The sequence below is a fragment of the Photobacterium aquae genome, assembly GCF_001029445.1.
Lineage (GTDB): Bacteria > Pseudomonadota > Gammaproteobacteria > Enterobacterales > Vibrionaceae > Photobacterium > Photobacterium aquae.
This window is the reverse complement of record NZ_LDOT01000040.1, coordinates 1-20,900: the sequence shown is the minus strand read 5'-3', so window position 1 is coordinate 20,900 and position 20,900 is coordinate 1. Positions and strand designations below refer to the sequence as shown.

The 20,900-nt window shown below is 53.4% G+C and carries 22 protein-coding genes; 5 read left to right on the top strand and 17 right to left on the bottom strand.

All coding sequences use genetic code 11. The annotated features are described in order from the left end of the window. Nucleotides 1–13: 13 nt before the first annotated feature. From atpF to ABT56_RS20825, 17 genes are all read right to left on the bottom strand, one after another. Nucleotides 14–484, bottom strand: coding sequence for a F0F1 ATP synthase subunit B (atpF, locus tag ABT56_RS20895; RefSeq protein WP_047880866.1), 471 nt, complete (start codon nucleotides 482–484; stop codon nucleotides 14–16). Between the two features lie 49 nt (nucleotides 485–533). Further along, on the bottom strand, nucleotides 534–791 hold the full coding sequence (gene atpE, locus ABT56_RS20890; RefSeq protein WP_005302247.1) for a F0F1 ATP synthase subunit C: 258 nt from the start codon (nucleotides 789–791) through the stop codon (nucleotides 534–536). Nucleotides 792–857: 66 nt separating this feature from the next. Further along, nucleotides 858–1,646, bottom strand: a complete 789-nt coding sequence (gene atpB, locus ABT56_RS20885; RefSeq protein ID WP_047880865.1) for a F0F1 ATP synthase subunit A — start codon at nucleotides 1,644–1,646, stop codon at nucleotides 858–860. Nucleotides 1,647–1,654: 8 nt separating this feature from the next. Continuing rightward, complete coding sequence (locus ABT56_RS20880) at nucleotides 1,655–2,044, bottom strand: F0F1 ATP synthase subunit I (protein ID WP_047880864.1); 390 nt, start codon at nucleotides 2,042–2,044, stop codon at nucleotides 1,655–1,657. A 178-nt stretch (nucleotides 2,045–2,222) separates the two neighbouring features. Then, on the bottom strand, nucleotides 2,223–3,110 hold the full coding sequence (locus tag ABT56_RS20875) for a ParB/RepB/Spo0J family partition protein (protein WP_047880874.1): 888 nt from the start codon (nucleotides 3,108–3,110) through the stop codon (nucleotides 2,223–2,225). A 15-nt stretch (nucleotides 3,111–3,125) separates the two neighbouring features. Next, on the bottom strand, nucleotides 3,126–3,920 hold the full coding sequence (locus ABT56_RS20870) for a ParA family protein (protein WP_047880863.1): 795 nt from the start codon (nucleotides 3,918–3,920) through the stop codon (nucleotides 3,126–3,128). A 16-nt stretch (nucleotides 3,921–3,936) separates the two neighbouring features. Then, nucleotides 3,937–4,557 (bottom strand): 16S rRNA (guanine(527)-N(7))-methyltransferase RsmG, encoded by a 621-nt coding sequence (gene rsmG, locus ABT56_RS20865; RefSeq protein WP_047880862.1) that lies wholly within the window; start codon nucleotides 4,555–4,557, stop codon nucleotides 3,937–3,939. Between the two features lie 8 nt (nucleotides 4,558–4,565). Further along, nucleotides 4,566–6,455 (bottom strand): tRNA uridine-5-carboxymethylaminomethyl(34) synthesis enzyme MnmG, encoded by a 1,890-nt coding sequence (gene mnmG / locus ABT56_RS20860; RefSeq protein ID WP_047880873.1) that lies wholly within the window; start codon nucleotides 6,453–6,455, stop codon nucleotides 4,566–4,568. Between the two features lie 430 nt (nucleotides 6,456–6,885). Beyond that, nucleotides 6,886–7,332, bottom strand: a complete 447-nt coding sequence (gene mioC / locus ABT56_RS20855) for an FMN-binding protein MioC (RefSeq protein WP_047880861.1) — start codon at nucleotides 7,330–7,332, stop codon at nucleotides 6,886–6,888. 178 nt (nucleotides 7,333–7,510) lie between these two features. Continuing rightward, on the bottom strand, nucleotides 7,511–8,878 hold the full coding sequence (mnmE, locus tag ABT56_RS20850; protein ID WP_047880860.1) for a tRNA uridine-5-carboxymethylaminomethyl(34) synthesis GTPase MnmE: 1,368 nt from the start codon (nucleotides 8,876–8,878) through the stop codon (nucleotides 7,511–7,513). A gap of 134 nt (nucleotides 8,879–9,012) precedes the next feature. Then, nucleotides 9,013–10,629 carry a membrane protein insertase YidC gene (gene yidC / locus ABT56_RS20845; RefSeq protein WP_047880859.1) on the bottom strand — a complete coding sequence of 539 codons (1,617 nt, stop codon included), beginning with the start codon at nucleotides 10,627–10,629 and terminating at the stop codon, nucleotides 9,013–9,015. 2 nt (nucleotides 10,630–10,631) lie between these two features. Next, a complete protein-coding gene (yidD, locus tag ABT56_RS23770) occupies nucleotides 10,632–10,889 on the bottom strand; it encodes a membrane protein insertion efficiency factor YidD (RefSeq protein WP_084722448.1) in 258 nt (85 codons plus the stop codon). Further along, nucleotides 10,856–11,212 carry a ribonuclease P protein component gene (gene rnpA, locus ABT56_RS20840; RefSeq protein ID WP_047880872.1) on the bottom strand — a complete coding sequence of 119 codons (357 nt, stop codon included), beginning with the start codon at nucleotides 11,210–11,212 and terminating at the stop codon, nucleotides 10,856–10,858. The genes yidD and rnpA overlap by 34 nt, the downstream gene beginning before the upstream one ends. Before the next feature lie 12 nt (nucleotides 11,213–11,224). Beyond that, nucleotides 11,225–11,359 (bottom strand): 50S ribosomal protein L34, encoded by a 135-nt coding sequence (rpmH, locus tag ABT56_RS23765; protein ID WP_081669218.1) that lies wholly within the window; start codon nucleotides 11,357–11,359, stop codon nucleotides 11,225–11,227. 154 nt (nucleotides 11,360–11,513) lie between these two features. Further along, complete coding sequence (locus tag ABT56_RS20835) at nucleotides 11,514–12,284, bottom strand: amino acid ABC transporter ATP-binding protein (RefSeq protein WP_047880858.1); 771 nt, start codon at nucleotides 12,282–12,284, stop codon at nucleotides 11,514–11,516. Continuing rightward, nucleotides 12,281–12,952 (bottom strand): amino acid ABC transporter permease, encoded by a 672-nt coding sequence (locus tag ABT56_RS20830; RefSeq protein WP_047880857.1) that lies wholly within the window; start codon nucleotides 12,950–12,952, stop codon nucleotides 12,281–12,283. Before ABT56_RS20830 ends, ABT56_RS20835 begins: the two co-directional genes overlap by 4 nt. A 73-nt stretch (nucleotides 12,953–13,025) precedes the next feature. After that, entirely contained in the window at nucleotides 13,026–13,781 is a 756-nt protein-coding gene (locus ABT56_RS20825) for an amino acid ABC transporter substrate-binding protein (RefSeq protein WP_047880856.1), read from the bottom strand. A 315-nt stretch (nucleotides 13,782–14,096) separates the two neighbouring features. Here ABT56_RS20825 and dnaA point away from each other — a divergent pair, with 315 nt between their 5' ends. From dnaA to ABT56_RS20800, 5 genes are all read left to right on the top strand, one after another. After that, a complete protein-coding gene (gene dnaA, locus ABT56_RS20820; protein WP_047880855.1) occupies nucleotides 14,097–15,506 on the top strand; it encodes a chromosomal replication initiator protein DnaA in 1,410 nt (469 codons plus the stop codon). A gap of 1 nt (nucleotide 15,507) precedes the next feature. Beyond that, on the top strand, nucleotides 15,508–16,608 hold the full coding sequence (dnaN, locus tag ABT56_RS20815) for a DNA polymerase III subunit beta (protein ID WP_047880854.1): 1,101 nt from the start codon (nucleotides 15,508–15,510) through the stop codon (nucleotides 16,606–16,608). A gap of 3 nt (nucleotides 16,609–16,611) precedes the next feature. After that, nucleotides 16,612–17,691, top strand: coding sequence for a DNA replication/repair protein RecF (recF, locus tag ABT56_RS20810; protein WP_047880853.1), 1,080 nt, complete (start codon nucleotides 16,612–16,614; stop codon nucleotides 17,689–17,691). 19 nt (nucleotides 17,692–17,710) lie between these two features. Beyond that, nucleotides 17,711–20,125 (top strand): DNA topoisomerase (ATP-hydrolyzing) subunit B, encoded by a 2,415-nt coding sequence (gyrB, locus tag ABT56_RS20805; RefSeq protein WP_047880852.1) that lies wholly within the window; start codon nucleotides 17,711–17,713, stop codon nucleotides 20,123–20,125. Between the two features lie 237 nt (nucleotides 20,126–20,362). Continuing rightward, nucleotides 20,363–20,803 (top strand): Hsp20 family protein, encoded by a 441-nt coding sequence (locus ABT56_RS20800; RefSeq protein WP_047880851.1) that lies wholly within the window; start codon nucleotides 20,363–20,365, stop codon nucleotides 20,801–20,803. Nucleotides 20,804–20,900: the final 97 nt, after the last annotated feature.

Here is a 20,900-nt window from a genome sequence, read left to right as displayed (position 1 = left end):
CGTGCCCCTTTAATCACAGTTCTGCAGTGACTTTGTTAAGAAGATCAGCGTGCGCATCTTTATCGATAGAACGCTCAATGATTTTCTCAGCACCAATCACGGCCAGAGTTGCAACTTGTTTTCTTAGTTCATCGCGTGCGCGGTTGCGTTCGGCTTCGATCTCAGCAAGACCTTGGGCCAGAATTTTCTCACGCTCAACTTGGGCTTCCGCCTTCGCTTCGTCGATGATCTGAGCTTTGCGCTTGTTCGCTTGCTCTACGATCTCTGTTGCAGTACGTTTTGCATCTTTCAGTTGGTCAGCTGCATTCGACTGCGCCAGGTTCAGGTCTTTGGCAGCGCGATCAGCCGCTGCCAAACCGTCAGCAATTTTCTTCTGACGTTCTTCAATTGCTTCCATGATCGGTGGCCATACATATTTCATGCAGAACACGACGAACATGAAGAAAGCAATAGCCTGCCCCAGCAGAGTTGCATTCATATTCACAACGCATCTCCTTAAAAAGGGTTGCTATGGATCCGTTCGTTAGTTTGAATTAACCAGCTAGCTGGCCAACGAATGGGTTTGCGAATGTGAATAGCAGAGCGATTACGATACCGATCATTGGAACCGCATCAAGCAGACCCGCAATGATGAACATCTTAACTTGTAGCATTGGTGCCATTTCAGGCTGACGCGCAGCGCCTTCAAGGAACTTACCACCTAGAAGTGCGAAGCCGATCGCTGTACCCAGTGCAGCAAGACCTACAATGATGCCCACGGCAATTGCAGAAAAGCTAAGTAAAGTTTCCATCACTATCTCCAGTTTATTGTTGTCGGCTAAAGTGCCAGTAAAAATTGAATAATTTACAAATAATCGTTAATGATTGTCTTCATGCGCCTGAGACAGGTACACAATAGTCAACATCATAAACACGAATGCTTGAATTGTAATGACCAGGATGTGGAAAATTGCCCACGGTAACGACCCTAGCCATTGAGCCCACCACGGCATTAGCGCCGCAATAAGGATAAACACCACCTCACCTGCAAACATGTTACCGAACAAACGCATACCCAGTGAAATAGGTTTCGCCAGTAGCGATACCACTTCAAGAAGCAGGTTGAACGGGATCATGATCGGATGATTGAACGGGTGAAGAGCCAGTTCTTTAACAAAGCCACCCAGTCCTTTCACCTTGATGCTGTAGTAGATCATCAATGCGAAAACACCCAGTGCCATTGCCATGGTGATGTTGACATCAGCCGTTGGTACCACCTTGAGGTAAGGAATACCCAGCCAATGCTCTGCAGGATACGGAAGAAAATCAATTGGCACTAAGTCCATGATGTTCATCAGCATAATCCAGCAGAAAATGGTCAGAGCCAGAGGAGCTATCAGCGGGTTGCGGCCATGGAAGGTATCCTTGACGTTAGTGTCAACGAACTCAACCAAGATCTCCACAAAACACTGTAGTTTTCCAGGGACTCCTGATGTCGCTGATTTCGCAGCCTTACGGAATACCCAAAGAAAGAGTAGTCCCGTCAGGGCTGAGAAAAACAGGCTATCAATATGAACCGTCCAAAAGCTTCCATCACCCACTGCCAGATTGGTCAAGTGGTGAGTAATGTAGCCCGACGGCGTTAGCGCTTCACCTGGCGCAGCCATAACTCATCCTATTTGTTGTTGTTAATGAATAAAACCGGCCCAAAGATATTAATACCAAGAGCCAGCAAATAGGCCAGTTTGAGGGGAACAAGTTCCACCTCGGTATACAGGTAAACAACGGAAAATAGGATGACTGTGATGAGAATTTTCAGTACCTCACCGCCATAGAATGACGCCATGATCAGACGGGCCTTGCGGGCACCGCTGAACAGGAAGGCACAGCAAGCAAAGACAGCTTGGGCAACAATAAAGATACCGCCACCGATAAGTGCAGAGATTCCCCAGTCAACACTGACAGCAAAAACTGACAGAATTGCCGTTGTCAACACGACGCCAGATTGTAACAAAAACATCCGTTTCGCCAATTGGCGTCCCGGTTTAACTAGCGCCGATACCATGTATTCGTTCCTCGAGTCCGTTCCTCGGCACATTCAGTGTGCAGGGAAAACAGCGAAAATTATACGGTTCATCAGATTGAAAGCAATCGAATAGCAGCAAAAAAAAGTGTTAGATTTTACAACACAATAACCTGATCACATGCGCGTAATATTTGCAACATTTTAAACACAGCAAAAATCACACTTCGTAACCAAGTTTTTCAAGGAGTTGCGTCAATTTGTCAGCTTCATCATAACTGATAACGATCTTGCCTTTACCATTTTTTTGTTGGCTGATAGCCACTTGCGCACCAAACCGCTCACTCAGTTGCGTTTCTGCCACCGCGAGACGGGTATCAACCGGCTTGGCAGGCACCTCTTCGACAGGGGCCAACAGCTTCTTGACCAGTCGCTCGGCGTCACGAACCGTTAACATCTTGGTGACAATTTCCTGAGCGGCATCCCACTGCTTTTCGGCAGGAAGAGCGAGCAGGGCACGGGCATGGCCCATCTCAATTTTACGCTGCTCAACCAACCGCTTAACAGGTACTTCAAGCTGGTTGAGACGCAGCAAATTCGATACCGCCGCCCGGGATTTACCGACGGCCTCGGCCACTTGCTGGTGAGTCAGTGAAAACTCACCAATCAGCCGTTCTAGCGCCTCGGCTTCTTCGATAGCATTGAGATCCTCACGCTGGATATTCTCAATCAGAGCAATCGCCACGGTGGCCTTGTCGCTCACATCACGAATAATACAAGGGACTTTCTGAAGCCCAGCTTGACGTGATGCCCGCCAACGTCGCTCGCCGGCGATGATTTCGTATTGCTGGCCAGCCGTCTTGCGCACCACGATAGGCTGGATCACACCTTGGACACGAATTGAATCGGCCAATTCGGCCAATGCCTCATCGGACATATCCTTGCGCGGTTGGTAACGGCCAGGTACCAGCAAGCCGACCGCCAGTTCTTGTAACGAACCTTCAGCAGTCAGCGACTGGGCCTGTACAGCCTGTTGCTGCCGGGCCTGGGCCACCGAGCTGGTAGCCAGTAATGCATCAAGGCCCTTTCCAAGGCCTCGTTTGTTCATATTCATGGTTGACCCTTAAGCATCCGCAGCGCTGCCTTGATAGGCAAGCTCGTCCCGGCGGATAATTTCCCCGGCCAATGCCAGATACGCCTTGGCACCGCTCGAGTACTTGTCGTAGTACATTGCCGGGCGGCCGTGGCTTGGCGCTTCGGCCAAACGGACATTACGCGGGATCACGGTTCGATAAACCTTGTCACCAAAATGCTTCTTGAGCTGCTGCGATACTTCGCTGGCCAGTCGGTTGCGCGGATCGTACATCGTCCGCAGCAAGCCTTCGATCTTCAGATCGCTGTTTACAACAGCAGTCAGCTTGCTGATGGTATCCATCAGCGCCGTTAGGCCTTCAAGGGCGAAATATTCGCACTGCATCGGCACCAAGACCGAGTCAGCTGCAGTCATAGCATTGATTGTAAGGAGATTTAAGGCCGGAGGACAATCAATAAAGATGAAATCATAGTTATCACGAACTGCCGCCAGCGCGGTGCGCAGGCGGACTTCGCGGGCAAAGACTTCCATCAATTTGATTTCCGCCGCAGTCACATCACCATTGGCGGCAATCAGGTGATAGCCGCCCGTGGTTTCGGTGATCACCACCTCGTTGAACGGGGTTTCCTCGACGAGAAGATCGTAGGCAGTGGCATCAACCTGATATTTGTCGACACCGCTTGCCATGGTGGCATTGCCCTGGGGATCGAGATCAATCACCAGCACCTTACGCTGTGTCGCAGCCAGTGACGCCGCTAAGTTAACGCATGTTGTGGTTTTACCCACGCCACCTTTCTGGTTGGCAACCGCTATGACTCTTCCCACGAAAATCCCTCGTCCATTAATCCTTTGCTGCCAAGATTACTAGATGGCGCTCGCCTTCTAACTCAGGAACTTGCAAAGATTTGACCTCTGTCACAGAACACCATTCAGGTAGCTCATCAACCTCGTGTTGGTGGAACTGTCCTTTCAGGGCCATGAAACAGCCCTGCTGGGTAGGCAGATGGCGGCACCAAGACACCATGTCCGTCAGCGAGGCGAAGGCACGGCTCAGCACCATGTCGAAGCCTGTTTCCGGCTGAAACTCCTCAACTCGGCTCTGCACCGCGGTCACGTTCTCAATCCCCAGCTCATGCGTTACCTGACGGATGAAGCGGATCCGCTTACCCAAGCTGTCAAGCAGGGTAAACGCCTTGTCCGGGTTCATGATAGCCAGCGGGATCCCCGGCAGGCCAGGGCCGGTACCGACATCGATAAAGCGCTCACCGTCAAGGTGAGTGCTTACTACGATACTGTCCATGATGTGCTTAACCAGCATTTCGTTAGGATCGCGGACAGAGGTCAGGTTGTAGGCCTTGTTCCATTTGTCCAGCATGGCGACGTAACCAACCAGCTGGTCTACCTGGTGGTCAGAGACCACCAGATCCGTTTTTGCTATCAGCTGCAGCAAACGTTGTTTCACAGTAACTCCTATTCGCCTTTCTTCAGCATGCCTTGTTTTTTGAGGTATACCAGTAGCAGCGATACCGCCGCCGGGGTGATCCCCGAGATACGCGATGCCATCCCGATAGTTTCAGGCTTGGCGTCGTTGAGCTTGGCGATAACCTCGTTGGACAGACCTTTCACCACGCTGTAATCGAGATCCAGCGGCAGCTTGGTATTCTCGTGGCGCAGTGATTTTTCGACTTCGTCTTTCTGGCGATCGATGTAACCTTGGTACTTAACCTGAATTTCCACCTGCTCGCTCGCCTGCTCGTCCTCGTGGGCCGGGCCGAACTTCTCCAGAGCGGTCAGCTGTGCATAAGTCACTTCAGGGCGACGCAGCAAATCTTCGCCGCTGGCCTCGCGAACGATCGGCGACTTGATAATGGCGTTGACCTCGTCCACCTGCTCGGAGGTCGGGGTGATCCAGATCCCTTTCAGGCGCTGACGCTCAAGTTCGATGTTCTCGATTTTCTGGTTGAAGCGCGCCCAGCGCTCGTCGTCAACCAACCCGAATTCACGGCCGATTTCAGTCAGGCGCAGATCGGCATTGTCTTCACGTAGCAGCAAGCGATATTCAGCACGCGAAGTGAACATGCGGTATGGCTCTTTGGTGCCCATTGTCGACAAATCGTCAATCAGCACGCCCATGTAGGCCTGATCGCGGCGCGGGCTCCAGCCTTCTTTGTCCTGCGACAACAAGGCAGCGTTCATACCGGCAAGCAAGCCTTGTGCGGCAGCTTCCTCGTAGCCTGTCGTGCCGTTGATCTGGCCGGCAAAGAACAAGCCTGCAATAAATTTGGTTTCGAATGTTTGCTTCAAATCACGCGGATCGAAGAAATCGTATTCGATGGCGTAGCCCGGACGGACGATATTGGCATTCTCGAAGCCCTTCATTGAGCGAACAATTTGCATCTGAACGTCAAACGGCAGGCTGGTAGAGATCCCGTTAGGGTACAGCTCATGCGTTGTCAGGCCTTCCGGCTCGATGAAGATCTGGTGGCTGTCCTTGTCGGAGAAGCGCATCACCTTGTCTTCGATCGACGGACAGTAGCGCGGGCCGATCCCTTCGATCACACCGGAATACATCGGGCTGCGATCCAGGTTATTGCGGATCACATCGTGGGTGCGCTCGTTAGTGTGGGTGATAAAGCATGGAATTTGACGCGGATGATCCGACTGCTTACCCATGAACGAGAACACCGGGGTCGGGTTATCACCATGCTGGGCCTGCAGTTGGCTGAAATCCACACTGCGCGCATCGATGCGCGGTGGTGTCCCCGTCTTGAGACGATCAACGCGGAAAGGCAGTTCGCGCAAGCGCGCTGCCAGGGCGATCGATGGTTGATCACCAGCACGGCCGCCGCTGTAGTTTTCCAAACCAATATGGATCTTACCGCCAAGGAATGTACCGACGGTCAAAACGACCGCTTTGGCGCGGAATTTCAGCCCCATTTCGGTCACGACACCGACTGCACGATCGTTTTCGACAATCAGATCGTCAACAGCCTGTTGGAACAACATCAAGTTTGGCTGGTTTTCCAGCTCGTGGCGGACAGCAGCCTTGTATAGCGCACGGTCGGCCTGGGCGCGAGTGGCACGTACGGCCGGGCCCTTGGATGAGTTCAGGGTCCGGAACTGGATCCCGCCCTTGTCAATGGCACGTGCCATCAGACCACCCAGGGCATCAACTTCTTTAACCAGGTGTCCTTTCCCGATCCCGCCGATCGCCGGGTTACATGACATTTGGCCTAGCGTATCGATATTGTGTGTCAGTAGTAGGGTTTTCTGTCCCATTCGGGCAGCAGCAAGTGCGGCTTCAGTACCTGCATGGCCGCCACCTACAACGATGACATCAAAATTATCCTGGTAAAACATGGAACTACCTCGGGTATTCAAAAATGCCAGTGAGTTATCTTTGAGCAAAGGTTGATCATTCTATCCTGTTTCAGGAAAAGAGAGAATCTTTCATGAAGATCATTTGATCTTGGGAGGGAAGAGAGAATTAAATATATATAAGATCTTTTTAAAGATCTTCTACTGGATCTATTATTTAGATCCGGCGATCGTGTGGATAAGCGTTAAATGATCTTAATGATCATGGTTTTATAGAGGATCATTTCCTGTGGGGGAGCATGGATCTCTATGAGGATTAGCTGGGATCAAAATGGCGACTTATCAACAGCCCCACCTTGGGGATAAAGTTATTAAATGGATAACTATGGGTTGATCACTGTTTAGATCCATAGTTACCCACAGAAAAAATATTAAAATCGATCGTTTTTTGGAAAAAATATCGCCGGTTTTACTATCGATCCAGCAGCTTTTCCCAGTCTTCCAACCATTTTTCTGCCGGATCTTCCGGTACCGGATCTTGCGAAACATCGATTTCTAGTCGCTCTCCCTGGCGGATTGCCCCCAGTTGGGCGAGTTGCTTGTCGATATTTTTCGCAGCGGCGCAGAAAGTATCGTAGCTGCTGTCGCCAAGGCCGATAATGCCATACTTCAGAGCCGACAAATCGGGCTGTTGGGAGGCCAGTTGGGCGGCGAAAGGTTGGAAGTTGTCCGGATAGTCACCGGCCCCATGGGTTGAGCATACCACCAGCCAGATAGTATCTGTCGCCAGCTGTGCCAGATCGGGTTGGTTGGCGATATCGGTGTTATGGCCGGCTTGTTCTAGCAGATCGCTGAGGTGGTCAGCAACGTATTCGGCACCGCCGAGGGTACTGCCGGTGATTAGGGTGATATGGCTCATTGTGTCCTCTCTTGTTTGCCATTTGTGCACAGTGGTTCTGTACACAGCTATTTTACTGGCTTGAACGCAGGAGGAAAGGGGGGATCCGCGGATTGAGGATCTTTCATGGGAGGGGTTATACACAGCCTGTCCCTAGGATCGGAACAGGCTGGCATTTAGATCGCGAAGGTGATCGTTACTACTTTCCGATGCAGAAAGAGGTAAAGATCCGGCCAAGCAGATCGTCCGAGGTGAATTCCCCGGTGATTTCGCTTAGGTGTTGCTGGGCGAGGCGGAGCTCCTCGGCGAGGATTTCCCCGGCCATGAAGCCTTCAAGCTGCTCTTTGCCGGTCTCGAGGTGGCTGGCAGCGCGTTCCAGGGCATCCAGGTGGCGGCGGCGGGCCATGAAGCCACCCTCGGTCGTCCCTGCAAAGCCCATGCACTCCTTGAGGTGCTCACGTAGGCTGTCGACACCGTCGCCGGTACGGGCGGAGAGGCGGATAAGGGTTGGGTTGTTGACGTGGCAGATCCCGGCGCTTTCCCCGGTCAGCTCGACCTTGTTGCGGATGACGGTGATACCGAGTCCCTGTGGCAAGCGTTCGATGAATTCCGGCCAGATATCGGCTGGATCGGTGGCGTCAGTGGTGGTGCCGTCGACCATAAACAGGACGCGATCGGCCTGCTGGATTTCGTCCCAGGCGCGTTCGATACCAATTCTTTCGACCTCATCCGAGGCCTCGCGCAGGCCAGCAGTATCGATGATGTGCAGTGGCATGCCGTCAATGTGGATATGCTCGCGCAGGACGTCGCGGGTGGTGCCGGCGATGTCGGTAACGATGGCACTGTCCTTGCCCGACAGGGCATTGAGTAGGCTGGATTTGCCGGCATTAGGGCGGCCGGCGATAACTACCTTCATCCCTTCTCGCATAATCGCGCCCTGATTGGCCTCGCGTCGTACTGCATCAAGGCGCTCGATAATGCAGTTCAGATCGTTGCTGACCTTGCCGTCAGACAGAAAGTCGATTTCTTCCTCGGGAAAATCAATGGCGGCCTCGACGTAGATACGGAGGTGGATCAGTGACTCGACCAGTTCGTTGACCCGGGTCGAGAACGCGCCCTGAAGCGATTTGAAGGCGCTCTTGGCGGCTTCTTCGGAACTTGCATCAATCAGATCGGCAATCGCTTCGGCCTGCGCCAAATCCAGCTTGTCGTTCATGAAGGCGCGCTCGGAGAACTCGCCTGGGCGGGCGGTTCGGATGCCGTCGATTTGCAGGATGCGGCGGATCAGCATATCCATCAGCACTGGGCCACCGTGGCCCTGAAGCTCGAGGACGTCTTCGCCGGTGAAGGAGTTCGGTCCTTTGAAGAACAGGGCGATACCTTGGTCGAGGGCGTTGCCGTGCTCGTCTTTGAACGGCAGGTATTCGGCGTAGCGGGGTTTGAGCTCGCGGCCGGCCACGGTCAGGGCGACGTCGGCCGCCTTTGGCCCGGAAACTCGGATAATACCCACACCACCGCGTCCGGGTGGGGTGGCTTGGGCAACGATGGTATCTGTATGTTCGATCATAATTTTAGCTTTGCTTGATAAATACGCTGTAATTGTAAACAGAGTCGGGCGGATTGCCCAGCGATGGTCGCAGTAAGAAATCGTGCTTACAAAAAAGGCGACCCTGAGGTCGCCTTTTTCAGTGCTGCACGGTGTTACTTGGTATGCAGGCCTTTCTTCTCCAGCGCGCGGTAAATCAGCGTCTGCTGGATCAGGGTCACGATGTTCGATACCAACCAGTAAAGAACCAGACCTGAAGGGAAGAACAGGAAGAAGAAGGTAAACATAACCGGCATGAAGGTCATGATCTTCTGCTGCATCGGATCGGTGACTGTGCTTGGGCTCATCTTCTGGATCATGAACATGGTCGCACCCATCAGGATCGGCAGTACATAGTACGGGTCCTGGGCCGACAGGTCATGGATCCAGCCGAAGAACGGTGCATGGCGCAGTTCGACAGATTCCATCAGTGCCCAGTACAGGGCGATGAAGATAGGCATCTGCAGCAAGATTGGAAGACAGCCACCCAACGGGTTGACCTTCTCTTTCTTGTACAGCTCCATCATTTCCTGGCTCATACGCTGGCGGTCGTCGCCTAGACGCTCGCGCATTGCCTGCAGCTTAGGCTGAAGCATACGCATCTTGGCCATTGAGGTGTACTGCGCCTTGGTCAGCGGGTACATCGCACCACGGACAATGAAGGTCAGGATGATGATCGCGACACCCCAGTTGCCAACCAGGCCTTCGATGAACGAAAGCAGGCTGTGCAGCGGGCTTGCGATGAACCATAGCCAGCCGTAGTCGACAGTCAGGTTCAGGTTCTGTGCCGTTGCTTCCATCTGCTCTTGCAGCTTAGGACCTACCCACAGTGTTGTTTTCAGGGTGTCCTGCTGGCCGGGAGCAATCGTGGTCACAGGAAGGCGTACGCCGATAAAGCCCAGGCCGTTGTTGGTCAGGGTATAAAGCTGGCTTGTACCTTCGCCGCGTGGGATCCATGCAGAGACGAAGTAGTGCTGCATCATCGCAGCCCAGCCGTGCTCTTTGATTTCCAGCGACAGGTTCTTGTCCTGCATGTCTTCGAAGCTGTACTTCTTGTACTTGACGTCGTCGGCAGAGTAAGCACCGCCACGGTACGTCGGCATCGTCAGGCTGCTGCCGTCGTCCATCAGGTTCTGCTTAAGCTGGGCATACATCTGGACAGAGGCTGGCTTGTCGCTCTGGTTGTCGACGGTGTAGTCAACATTGACCGCGTAGCTGCCGCGCTCAAGGACGAAGGTCTTGGTGTAGCTGATCCCGTCTTTCTGGTAGGTCAGCGGAACATGTAGTTCCTTCAGGCCTTCTGCCAGGGTAAAGCTGTCAGCGCTTGCGGTTAGCTGGGCGCGTCCTGCTGTTGAGTCGATGCCGTTGGCGCCGATCAGGCCTGACTGGGCAGTATAGACGTGGTTAGGAATATTTTTCAGAAGGACGAACGGGTCGGTTGAGTCCAGCTCGTTGTCGTAAGCCAGCAATTTGGCTTCGATGATATCGCCACCTAGCGTATCGACAGTCAGCGCGAGTACATCGGTGTTGATGGTGATCAGGTTATTGGATGAGCTTTGGTCAGTAATTGGCTGGCCATCACCGGAGTGTGAAGGGACATCACCACTGATGTTTGCTTGTTGCGCTACACCCTGGCCCTGAGGCTGAGGATTGCTGTCCATGTTCCATTGTTGGAAAAGCAGGAACGAGACAAACAGTAGGGCAATTAACAGAATATTGCGTTGGGAATCCATCGTTAATTATCTCTGTCGTTATGCTTGGTTGGCGGAACGGGGTCGTAACCACCGTCGGTTAAAGGATGACATCTTAATAGACGTTTCGCTGCGAACCAACCACCTTTTATTGCTCCATGCGCTTTGACAGCTTCAATGGCGTATTGGGAACAGGTTGGGGTAAAGCGACAACGGGGCCCGATGAGCGGACTGATTGCCAGTTGGTAAAAGCGGACTAGTCTTACGACTAGCCACGCGAAGGGCGAGACAGGCGATGCCATAATTTATCTAGCAACTTGAAAAGTTCTTCGTTGCTCAATTCACTGGCACTTTTCTTGGCGATAACAACAAAATCGCTTGCTGGCAGGTCATTTTGCTTTAGGCGGAAGCTCTCACGTGCGATACGTTTGAAGCGGTTGCGGCCCACGGCAGTTTTGATCTGTTTTTTGGGTACAGCTAAGCCTAGACGCGGATGGTCAAGATTGTTGGGACGGGCAAGAATAGTTAAATGAGGAGAGCCAGCACGGTGAGCTTGCTGGAAGACTTTTTTATAGTGTTCGGGAGTTAGCAGACGTAACTCCCGAGAGAAAGCGTACTTACTCAAAATAATCAAAGATTACTTAGAAAGACGCTTACGGCCTTTAGCGCGACGTGCATTGATTACAGCGCGGCCATTCTTAGTCGCCATGCGAGCACGGAAACCGTGAGTACGCTTGCGCTTCAGAACTGAAGGTTGAAAAGTGCGTTTCATGCTTTTTACCTTAAAAATTTAACTGATCAGTTTTTAAGTATGGTCAGAGTTTCCGTCTGCGAACAGACGTAGCCTCTAAACAAAGAGGCGGAATTGTAATCATTGACTCGAAATTAGTCAATCATTTCACCCGTCGACCATCACGGGCGCTGCATTATACGTTTTGTGACGAGGAGTGCAAGGATCCTTGTTGGATCCCGACCTTATTCAGGAACTTTTTTAACCGAGGATCGTGCGGTTGGGTGAAGATCTGATCCGGCGTGCCCTGTTCGACGAACTCGCCGTCGGCCATGAAGATCACCCGGTCGGCGACTTCGCGGGCGAACTGCATCTCGTGGGTAACAACCAGCATGGTTTGGTGGCGGGTGGCCAATTTTTGCATCAGGGTCAGGACTTCGCCGACCCACTCCGGGTCGAGCGCCGAGGTTGGCTCGTCAAACAGCAGCAGCTCTGCGTCGAGTGCCATCGCCCGGCCGATCCCGACCCGTTGCTGCTGGCCGCCGGAGAGGGCTGCCGGGTAATGGCCGCCTTTGTCCCCCAGGCCGATATCGTCAAGGATTTGCTGGGCTCGCAGGTAGGCGGCTTCTTTTTTCCAGCCCTTGACCGTGATCAGCCCCTCGGCAATGTTCTGCTGCGCGGTGAGATGGGCAAAGAGGGCGTAGTTCTGGAATACAAAACCGGTTTTCCGGCGCAGGGCCAGGATATCGGCCTGGCGGGGCTGCGTGGAATCAAAATGGGTCTCGCCAATGGTGATCTGGCCGCTGTCGGCGTGCTCAAGGACGTTGATGCAGCGGAGCAGGGTAGACTTGCCGGTGCCGGACGGGCCGATCACCACGACGATCTCGCCGTGGTTGATGGTCAGGTCGAGGCCGGAAAAAATCGTGCTGTCGCCGAAGCGCTTGGTCAGGTTGGTAATCGAAATCATCGTGTGTATGCCCGGTTGAGTTTGTGTTCTGCCCAGTGCTGCACGCGGGTGAGCACCAGTACTATGGCCCAGTAGATAAGGGCGACGGCGAGAAAGGCCTCGAAGAACTTGAAGCTCGACGATGCTTCCATCTGGGCCTTGGCCATGATTTCGGCGACCCCGAGGGTGAAGGCGAGCGAGGTCGATTTGATCATGTCGATAAAATAGTTCATCAGCGAAGGCAGGGCGATGCGGGTGGCCTGCGGCAGAATGATCCGGCGCATCGCCTGCAGCTCGGTCATCCCGATGGACAGGCTGGCCTCGCGCTGGCTGCGGTCGACCCCGCTGATGGCGGCGCGGATGCTTTCGGCCATGTAGGCGGCAAAGTGCAGCGTCAGGCCGATCACCGCCGCCGTGAAGGCGTCCATCCCGATGAATACCGGGAACAGTTGCGGCAGGCCGTAGTAGAGCAAAAACAGCTGGACCAGCAGCGGAGTGCCGCGGAAAAAGCTGATGTAAAGCTGGCTCAGCTGGTCAAGCAGCGGGATCTTGTAGGTCCGGAGCAGGGCGAGCAGTAGCGACAATATCAGGGCAAACAGCAGGCCCCACAGGGCCATGCTCATCGTGGTACCCAGGTAGCGCAGCAGGATCGGCAGCAGCGAAAGCATGTAGTTGAAGTCAAATGCCATGGCAGAACTCGTATCGATAGGCAGAAAAACAGCGGGCCCAGTATCGGGCCCGGTTGCTAGAAGGATAGCTGGCTTAGCGGGTGATGTCGGCGTCGAACCATTTGCGGGATATCTCGGTCAGGGTACCGTCCTTGCGCATGGCCTCGAGTGTTTGGTTGACCTCGCCTTGCAGGATGCGCCCTTTTTCGGTGTTACGGAACGGCCAGGCATTTTCGATGCGCTCAAAGGGCTTTCCTGCCAGTTGCAGCGGCAGATTGGCTTTTTTGATCAGCGCTAGCGACGAGAGGCGATCCATCACGAAGGCATCGGTTCGGCCGAGGGCTACATCATGCTCGATTCCGGTATCGTAAGTCTTGATGGTGATTTGGTCGGCGTTGTCGAGTTGGCGCAGAAGCTGTTCGTAATTCGACCCGAGGTTGACCCCGACGGTTTTCCCGCTCAGATCGGCGGTTTCCTTGATGCTGTCGTTGCCACGGCGAATGACGAGTTGGGCACCGTCAATGACATAGGGGGCTGAGAACAGGTATTTGGCCTCGCGCTCCGGGGTGATGGTGATCTGGTTGGAAATCGTATCGATGCGGCCGGTTTCGAGCAGGCCGAACAGGCCTGAGAAATTGGCGGTGACGAACTCGACGTTGTAGTCGTTGCGCTTGGCGATTTCGTTCCACAGATCAACCTCAAAACCCTGGAGCTGGTCCTGCTTGACAAAGGTGAAGGGGAAATAGCGGCCGGACATGCCGACTTTGACGTCTGTGGCGGCGATTGCTGTGTGTGTGGTGGTTATTGTCAGGGCAATGGCGGCAAAAGCGGTAGTGATCCAGCGTTTCATCCTGTTAACTCCTCAGGTTGCTGTTATGTTCTGCTGTATTTCGTCTGGCTATCCTAGCTGGAACATACGGCGTTTTTTAAATAACTATCGGTTATTTGAAATAACTGCGAGTTTGGCCGAAAACCGGATCATGTTTATGAAATTGTGGGTAAGCGGGGGTAAAATTGTGCTGATCTTCCATTTTGCTGTGTGATCTATGTGAATAACTCGGATCTTATTCACTGGATCTGCGATCTCTTTGCTGGCGATCCTCGGCTGGGGGGTATAAAATTGCATCCCTTTTGTGTTTTCTAGTTATTCTGTGTGGAGTCGAGCTTGTCATCTTCGCTTTGGTTGCAGTGCCTTCAACGCCTTCAGGAAGAACTCCCTGCAACAGAATTCAGCATGTGGGTTCGTCCGCTTCAGGCCGAGCTGAACGATAATACGCTGACCTTGTTCGCCCCTAATCGATTTGTGCTTGATTGGGTACGCGACAGATACCTGAATAATATCAATCGCTTGCTTAATGAGTATTGCGGTAACGATATGCCGATCCTGCGTTTTGAGGTCGGCAGCCGTCCTGTTGCGGCCCCGCCGCCGCAGCCTACCGTGCTCACCCCGCCGCCGACCCGGGTGGCACCGCCTCCGGTCGAGGATGATATTCCGTCGCGAGTCTGGGAGCCTGCTCCTTCGCCGGTTCAGCCCGAAAGTCAGGGTGGTGGCTACCGTTCTAACGTTAACCCCAAGCACAACTTCAACAACTTCGTTGAGGGTAAATCGAACCAACTGGGTCTGGCTGCCTGCCGCCAGGTGGCGGACAACCCGGGGGCCGCATACAACCCGCTGTTCCTGTATGGCGGTACCGGCTTGGGTAAAACCCACTTGCTCCATGCTGTAGGGAATGCGATTGCCGATCGCAAGCCCAATGCCAAAGTGGTGTACATGCACTCCGAGCGTTTTGTCCAGGATATGGTCAAGGCGCTGCAGAACAATGCCATCGAGGAGTTCAAGCGTTACTACCGTAGTGTCGATGCCCTGCTGATCGATGACATCCAGTTTTTCGCCAACAAGGAGCGCTCGCAGGAGGAGTTTTTCCACACCTTCAACGCGCTGCTTGAGGGCAACCAGCAAATTATCCTGACATCAGACCGCTACCCGCGCGAAATCAACGGGGTGGAGGATCGCCTCAAGTCCCGTTTTGGCTGGGGCCTGACAGTGGCTATCGAGCCGCCTGAGCTTGAGACCCGGGTTGCTATCCTGATGAAGAAGGCAGAGGATCACAATATCCGTCTGGCTGACGAGGTTGCTTTTTTCATTGCCAAGCGCCTGCGCTCAAACGTTCGGGAGCTGGAAGGGGCTCTGAACCGGGTGATTGCCAACGCCAATTTTACCGGGCGTGCCATTACCATTGATTTTGTCCGCGAGGCACTGCGTGACTTGCTGGCTTTGCAGGAAAAATTGGTCACGATCGATAATATCCAGAAGACCGTGGCTGAGTATTATAAGATTAAGATGGCTGATATGCTGTCCAAGCGCCGTTCGCGCTCGGTGGCTCGTCCACGTCAGATGGCAATGGCTTTGGCCAAGGAGCTGACCAACCATAGCTTGCCGGAAATCGGTGATGCTTTCGGTGGCCGCGACCATACCACGGTGCTCCACGCTTGCCGCAAGATCGAGCAGTTGCGTGAAGAAAGCCATGACATCAAAGAAGATTATTCAAACCTAATTAGAACATTGTCATCTTAATATGAAATTTACAGTATCCCGCGATCACTTGTTAAAGCCGCTGCAGCAGGTCTCTGGTGCATTGGGCGGCCGTCCGTCATTGCCGATCCTCGGCAATATCCTGCTCCAGGTTGCCGATGGCTGCCTGTCGATGACGGGGACGGATTTGGAAGTGGAAATGGTTGCCAATCTGGCGCTGGAAGGCGACTTTGAAGCCGGAGCCGTGACCGTTCCTTCACGCAAGTTCTTCGATATTTGCCGCGGCTTGCCGGACAGTGCCAATATCATTGTATCGCTGGAAGGCGACCGGGTTATTATCCGCTCCGGCCGAAGCCGATACACCCTGTCTGTACTGCCGGCAGCCGATTTCCCGAATATCGAAGACTGGCAGAGCGACGTGGAGCTGGTGTTGCCGCAAGGGCAGATGCGCCAGCTTATCGAGAGCACCCAGTTCTCGATGGCCCATCAGGATGTGCGTTATTACCTTAACGGCATGCTGTTTGAAACCAGCGGTACCACGTTGCGCTCGGTTGCCACTGACGGCCACCGAATGGCGGTATGCAGTATCGAACTTGCCGATGCGATGCCAGACAAGCAGATTATTGTCCCACGCAAAGGGGTCATGGAGCTGATGCGCCTGCTGGATACGCCGGATGCCGATGTTCGGATCCAGATCGGCCACTCGAATATCCGTGCCCAGGTAAACAATTTCATCTTCACCTCCAAGCTGGTTGACGGCCGTTTCCCTGATTATCGCCGGGTGATGCCGAAAAGCAGCACCAAGATTGTCGAAGCCAACTGTGATGAGCTGCGCAAGGCCTTTACCCGTGCCGCCATTTTGTCTAACGAGAAGTTCCGCGGTGTGCGCTTGAATTTGTCGCAAGGCCAGATGCGGATCACCGCCAATAACCCAGAGCAGGAAGAGGCCGAGGAGTTTTTGGATGTGAATTATGACGGCGAGCCGTTGGAAATCGGGTTTAATGTCAGCTATGTGCTAGATGTCCTCAATACCCTGAAGTGTGAACAGGTACGCTGGTCACTGACCGATGCCAATGCCAGTGCACTGTTAGAAGATCTAGCCAGTGACAATGCCATGTATGTGGTGATGCCGATCAGGCTATAAAGCATGGCTCTGACCCGTCTTATTGTAAAAGACTTCCGCAATATTGAAGCTTGCGACTTATCCTTGTCGTCAAGCTTCAACTTTTTGGTGGGTGCCAACGGCAGCGGCAAGACCAGTGTGCTGGAAGCCGTCTATTATCTCGGCCATGGCCGCTCTTTTCGCAGCCACCTGACCGGGCGGGTGATCCGCCATGACCAATCTGAGCTGTTTATCCATGGCCGGCTGCAGTCCGGATCGGCGATGGAGCTGCCGGTTGGGATCAACAAGAAGCGCGATGGTTCTACCGAGCTGAAAATTGGCGGGGAAGGCAACCAGAAGCTTGCACAGCTTGCCAAGATCTTGCCATTGCAGCTGATCACCCCCGAAGGGTTCGAACTGTTGATGGGCGGCCCTAAATTCCGCCGAGCCTTTATCGACTGGGGGGTGTTTCACGTGGAACCCCAGTTCTACCATGCTTGGTCTCGCATCAAGCGATTGACCAAGCAGCGCAATGCCTTGCTCAAAACGGCGCGTGGCTACCGTGAGCTCAGTTATTGGGATCAGGAGCTTGCCGTGCTGGCGGAAGATATCAATATCTGGCGCCAAGACTACCTCGATGCCGTTAAGCGCAAAACCGAGGAGATTTGCCAGAGTTTCCTACCAGAATTCGACATCCAACTCGGTTACTACCGTGGTTGGGAGAAAGAAACCCCGTATGCCGAGCTGTTGCGGCGCAATTTCGAGCGTGATGTGCAGCTTGGCTATACCGCAAGCGGGCCGCATAAGGCTGACTTGCGGATAAAAGTTGCCGGTACGCCGGTCGAGGACGTGCTGTCCCGTGGCCAGTTGAAATTGATGATGTGTGCACTGCGCTTGGCGCAGGGGCTGCATCTGACGGAAACCACGGGCAAGCCGTGTATATATTTAATTGATGATTTTGCTTCCGAACTGGATAGCCAGCGGCGTGCGCTGCTAGCGCAACGGTTAAAGGAAACCGACGCCCAGGTCTTCATTAGTGCGATCAGCTATGACCAAATAGCCGATATGCATGATGAAAATGGCAAGATGTTTCATGTGGAAAACGGTAAAATAACCGCAGGATAAATTAAGCGAGAGTAACTCAATGTCCAACAACTACGATTCATCAAGTATCAAGGTACTAAAAGGCCTTGATGCGGTACGTAAGCGCCCAGGGATGTACATTGGTGACACTGATGACGGCACTGGTCTGCACCACATGGTCTTTGAGGTGGTCGATAACTCTATCGATGAAGCTCTTGCTGGCCACTGTGAAGATATCGTCGTCACCATCCATGAAGATGGTTCGGTGTCGGTTAGCGATGATGGTCGTGGTATTCCGACAGAGCTCCACCCTGAAGAGGGAGTATCGGCGGCAGAAGTGATCATGACCGTTCTGCACGCAGGCGGTAAGTTCGACGATAACTCTTACAAGGTATCAGGTGGCCTGCACGGTGTGGGTGTTTCTGTTGTGAACGCCCTGTCTGAGAAAGTTGAGCTGACTATCCATCGTGGTGGCCATATTCACCAGCAGGTTTACCGCCACGGCGAGCCTCAGGCTCCGCTGGCTGTGATCGGCGATACCGACCGTACCGGTACCCGTATCCGTTTCTGGCCGAGTGCCGAAACGTTCAGCAATATTGAATTCCATTACGAGATCCTGGCCAAGCGCCTGCGCGAACTCTCTTTCCTGAACTCGGGTGTGTCTATCAAGTTGATTGACGAGCGCGAGGCAGACAAGCAAGACCACTTCATGTACGAAGGTGGCATCCAGGCGTTCGTTGCCCACCTGAACCGCAACAAAACGCCGATCCACGGCAAGGTCTTCCATTTCGAGTCTACCCGCGAAGACGGTATCAGTGTTGAAGTAGCGATGCAGTGGAACGATGGCTTCCAGGAAAATATCTACTGCTTTACCAACAATATCCCGCAGCGCGATGGCGGTACCCACCTTGCGGGTTTCCGAGGTGCGCTGACCCGTACCCTGAACAACTTCATGGAAAAGGAAGGGTACTCGAAGAAGGCCAAGACGGCGACATCCGGCGATGATGCGCGTGAAGGCCTAACTGCTGTTGTATCGGTCAAGGTGCCTGATCCTAAGTTCTCCAGCCAGACCAAAGACAAGCTGGTATCTAGCGAAGTGAAGCCTGCTGTCGAATCGGCGATGGGTGAGAAACTGAGTGACTTCTTGCTTGAGAACCCAGGCGACGCAAAAACGGTATGTACCAAGATTATCGATGCCTCCCGCGCCCGTGAAGCTGCACGTAAGGCCCGTGAGATGACCCGCCGTAAAGGTGCATTGGATCTGGCTGGCCTGCCGGGCAAACTGGCAGACTGTCAGGAAAAAGATCCAGCATTGTCTGAACTCTACATTGTGGAGGGTGACTCTGCGGGCGGTTCTGCCAAGCAGGGCCGTAACCGTAAGAACCAAGCGATTCTTCCGCTGAAAGGTAAGATCCTTAACGTCGAGAAAGCACGTTTCGACAAGATGCTGTCATCGCAGGAAGTTGCCACCCTGATCACCGCGATGGGCTGTGGTATCGGCCGAGATGAGTACAACCCGGATAAGCTGCGTTACCACAGCATCATCATCATGACCGATGCCGACGTCGACGGCTCGCACATCCGTACGCTGCTGTTGACCTTCTTCTACCGCCAAATGCCTGAGCTGATTGAACGCGGCCACATTTACATTGCCCAGCCACCGCTGTACAAGGTGAAGAAAGGCAAGCAGGAGCAGTACATCCAGGATGACGAGGAGATGGGCCAGTACCAGGTGACTCTGGCACTGGATAACGCGGCGTTGTTTACGGCTGAAGGCGCTCCGGCAATTTCGGGCTCGGCTCTGGAAGCATTGGTAAAACAATACAACGGTGCAATGAAGCTGGTGTCTCGTATGAGCCGCCGTTACCCGTCATTGCTACTGAACGAATTTGTCTACCAGCCGCGCCTGACAGCCGATATGTTGGCTGATGAGTCTGGCGTTGAGGCATGGGCTGGCACCTTGGTTGAAGCCCTGAATCGCAAGCAGTCCGGCGAGAGCCAGTACAGCTTCAGCTTAGTCAAGGATGAAGAAAATAGCGTCTGGGTACCTAAAGTGACCGTCCGTACTCACGGTGTTGATCACGAGTATCCGCTGAGCGTGGATCTGCTTAACTCGAAGGAATACGCCAAGCTGGCTGATTTGTCTGAAGCACTGAATGAGCTGCTCGACGAATCGGCTTATGTTCAGCGTGGCGAGCGCAAGCAGCCGGTGGTGAGCTTTAAGGAAGCACTGGATTGGCTGATCAAGGAATCGCGCCGTGGCCTGTCGCTACAGCGATACAAAGGTCTGGGTGAGATGAACCCTGAGCAGCTATGGGAGACCACGATGGATCCTGAATCTCGCCGTATGATGCAGGTTACCATCAACGATGCAGTAGCGGCCGATGAGCTGTTCACGACTTTGATGGGTGATCAGGTTGAGCCTCGCCGTCACTTCATCGAAGAAAATGCCCTGAACGCAAACTTAGACGTATAAGTCTGAGTTGCATCAAGTTTGCAGATAAAACGCCGCACACAGTGCGGCGTTTTTTTTATTTAGGGGAAGGGTGAAAATTTTTTTGCCCAGGGGCTTGGAATTTGTTTTCTGCATCCCTATATCTAGTAATGAAGAGCAAGGTGCCGCAATGCGGGCCGGCGTTGGTCTTGTCCCAAAGGGGAAAGCCGCTTCACCTATCACATCGTTATATATATTGCTTCAAAGAAGGATAATGTTATGCGTAACCTAGATTTCACTCCTCTATACCGTTCTGCTATTGGCTTTGACCGTTTGTTCAACCAAATGGAGAAGTCAGCCGCCAACAACAATGCCGGTTACCCTCCGTACAATATCGAGCAGCAGGATGAGAACCACTACCGCATCACGATGGCCGTTGCCGGGTTCGGCGAAGAGCAGCTGGATATCACCCAGCAGCAGAACAAGCTGATTGTCCGTGGTACCCGCGAAGCCAAAGACGATGCATCACGCCAATACCTGTACCAGGGCATTGCCGAGCGTGACTTCGAGCGCAAGTTCCAGTTGGCTGATTACGTCAAGGTGATTGGCGCTGAGATGGAGCACGGTTTGCTTCATATCGATCTTGAGCGAGAAATCCCAGAAGCGGAGCAGCCGCGCAAGATTGCGATTAATGGTACTCGTTTGCTAGAAAGCGAGTAAGGCGAGTTTTAGCCCCTGCCGATAGAGTAGTGAAAGCCAGCATCTGCTGGCTTTTTTTATTGCTGTTTTGGGGGGACCGGTGGTTTGTTTCACGTGA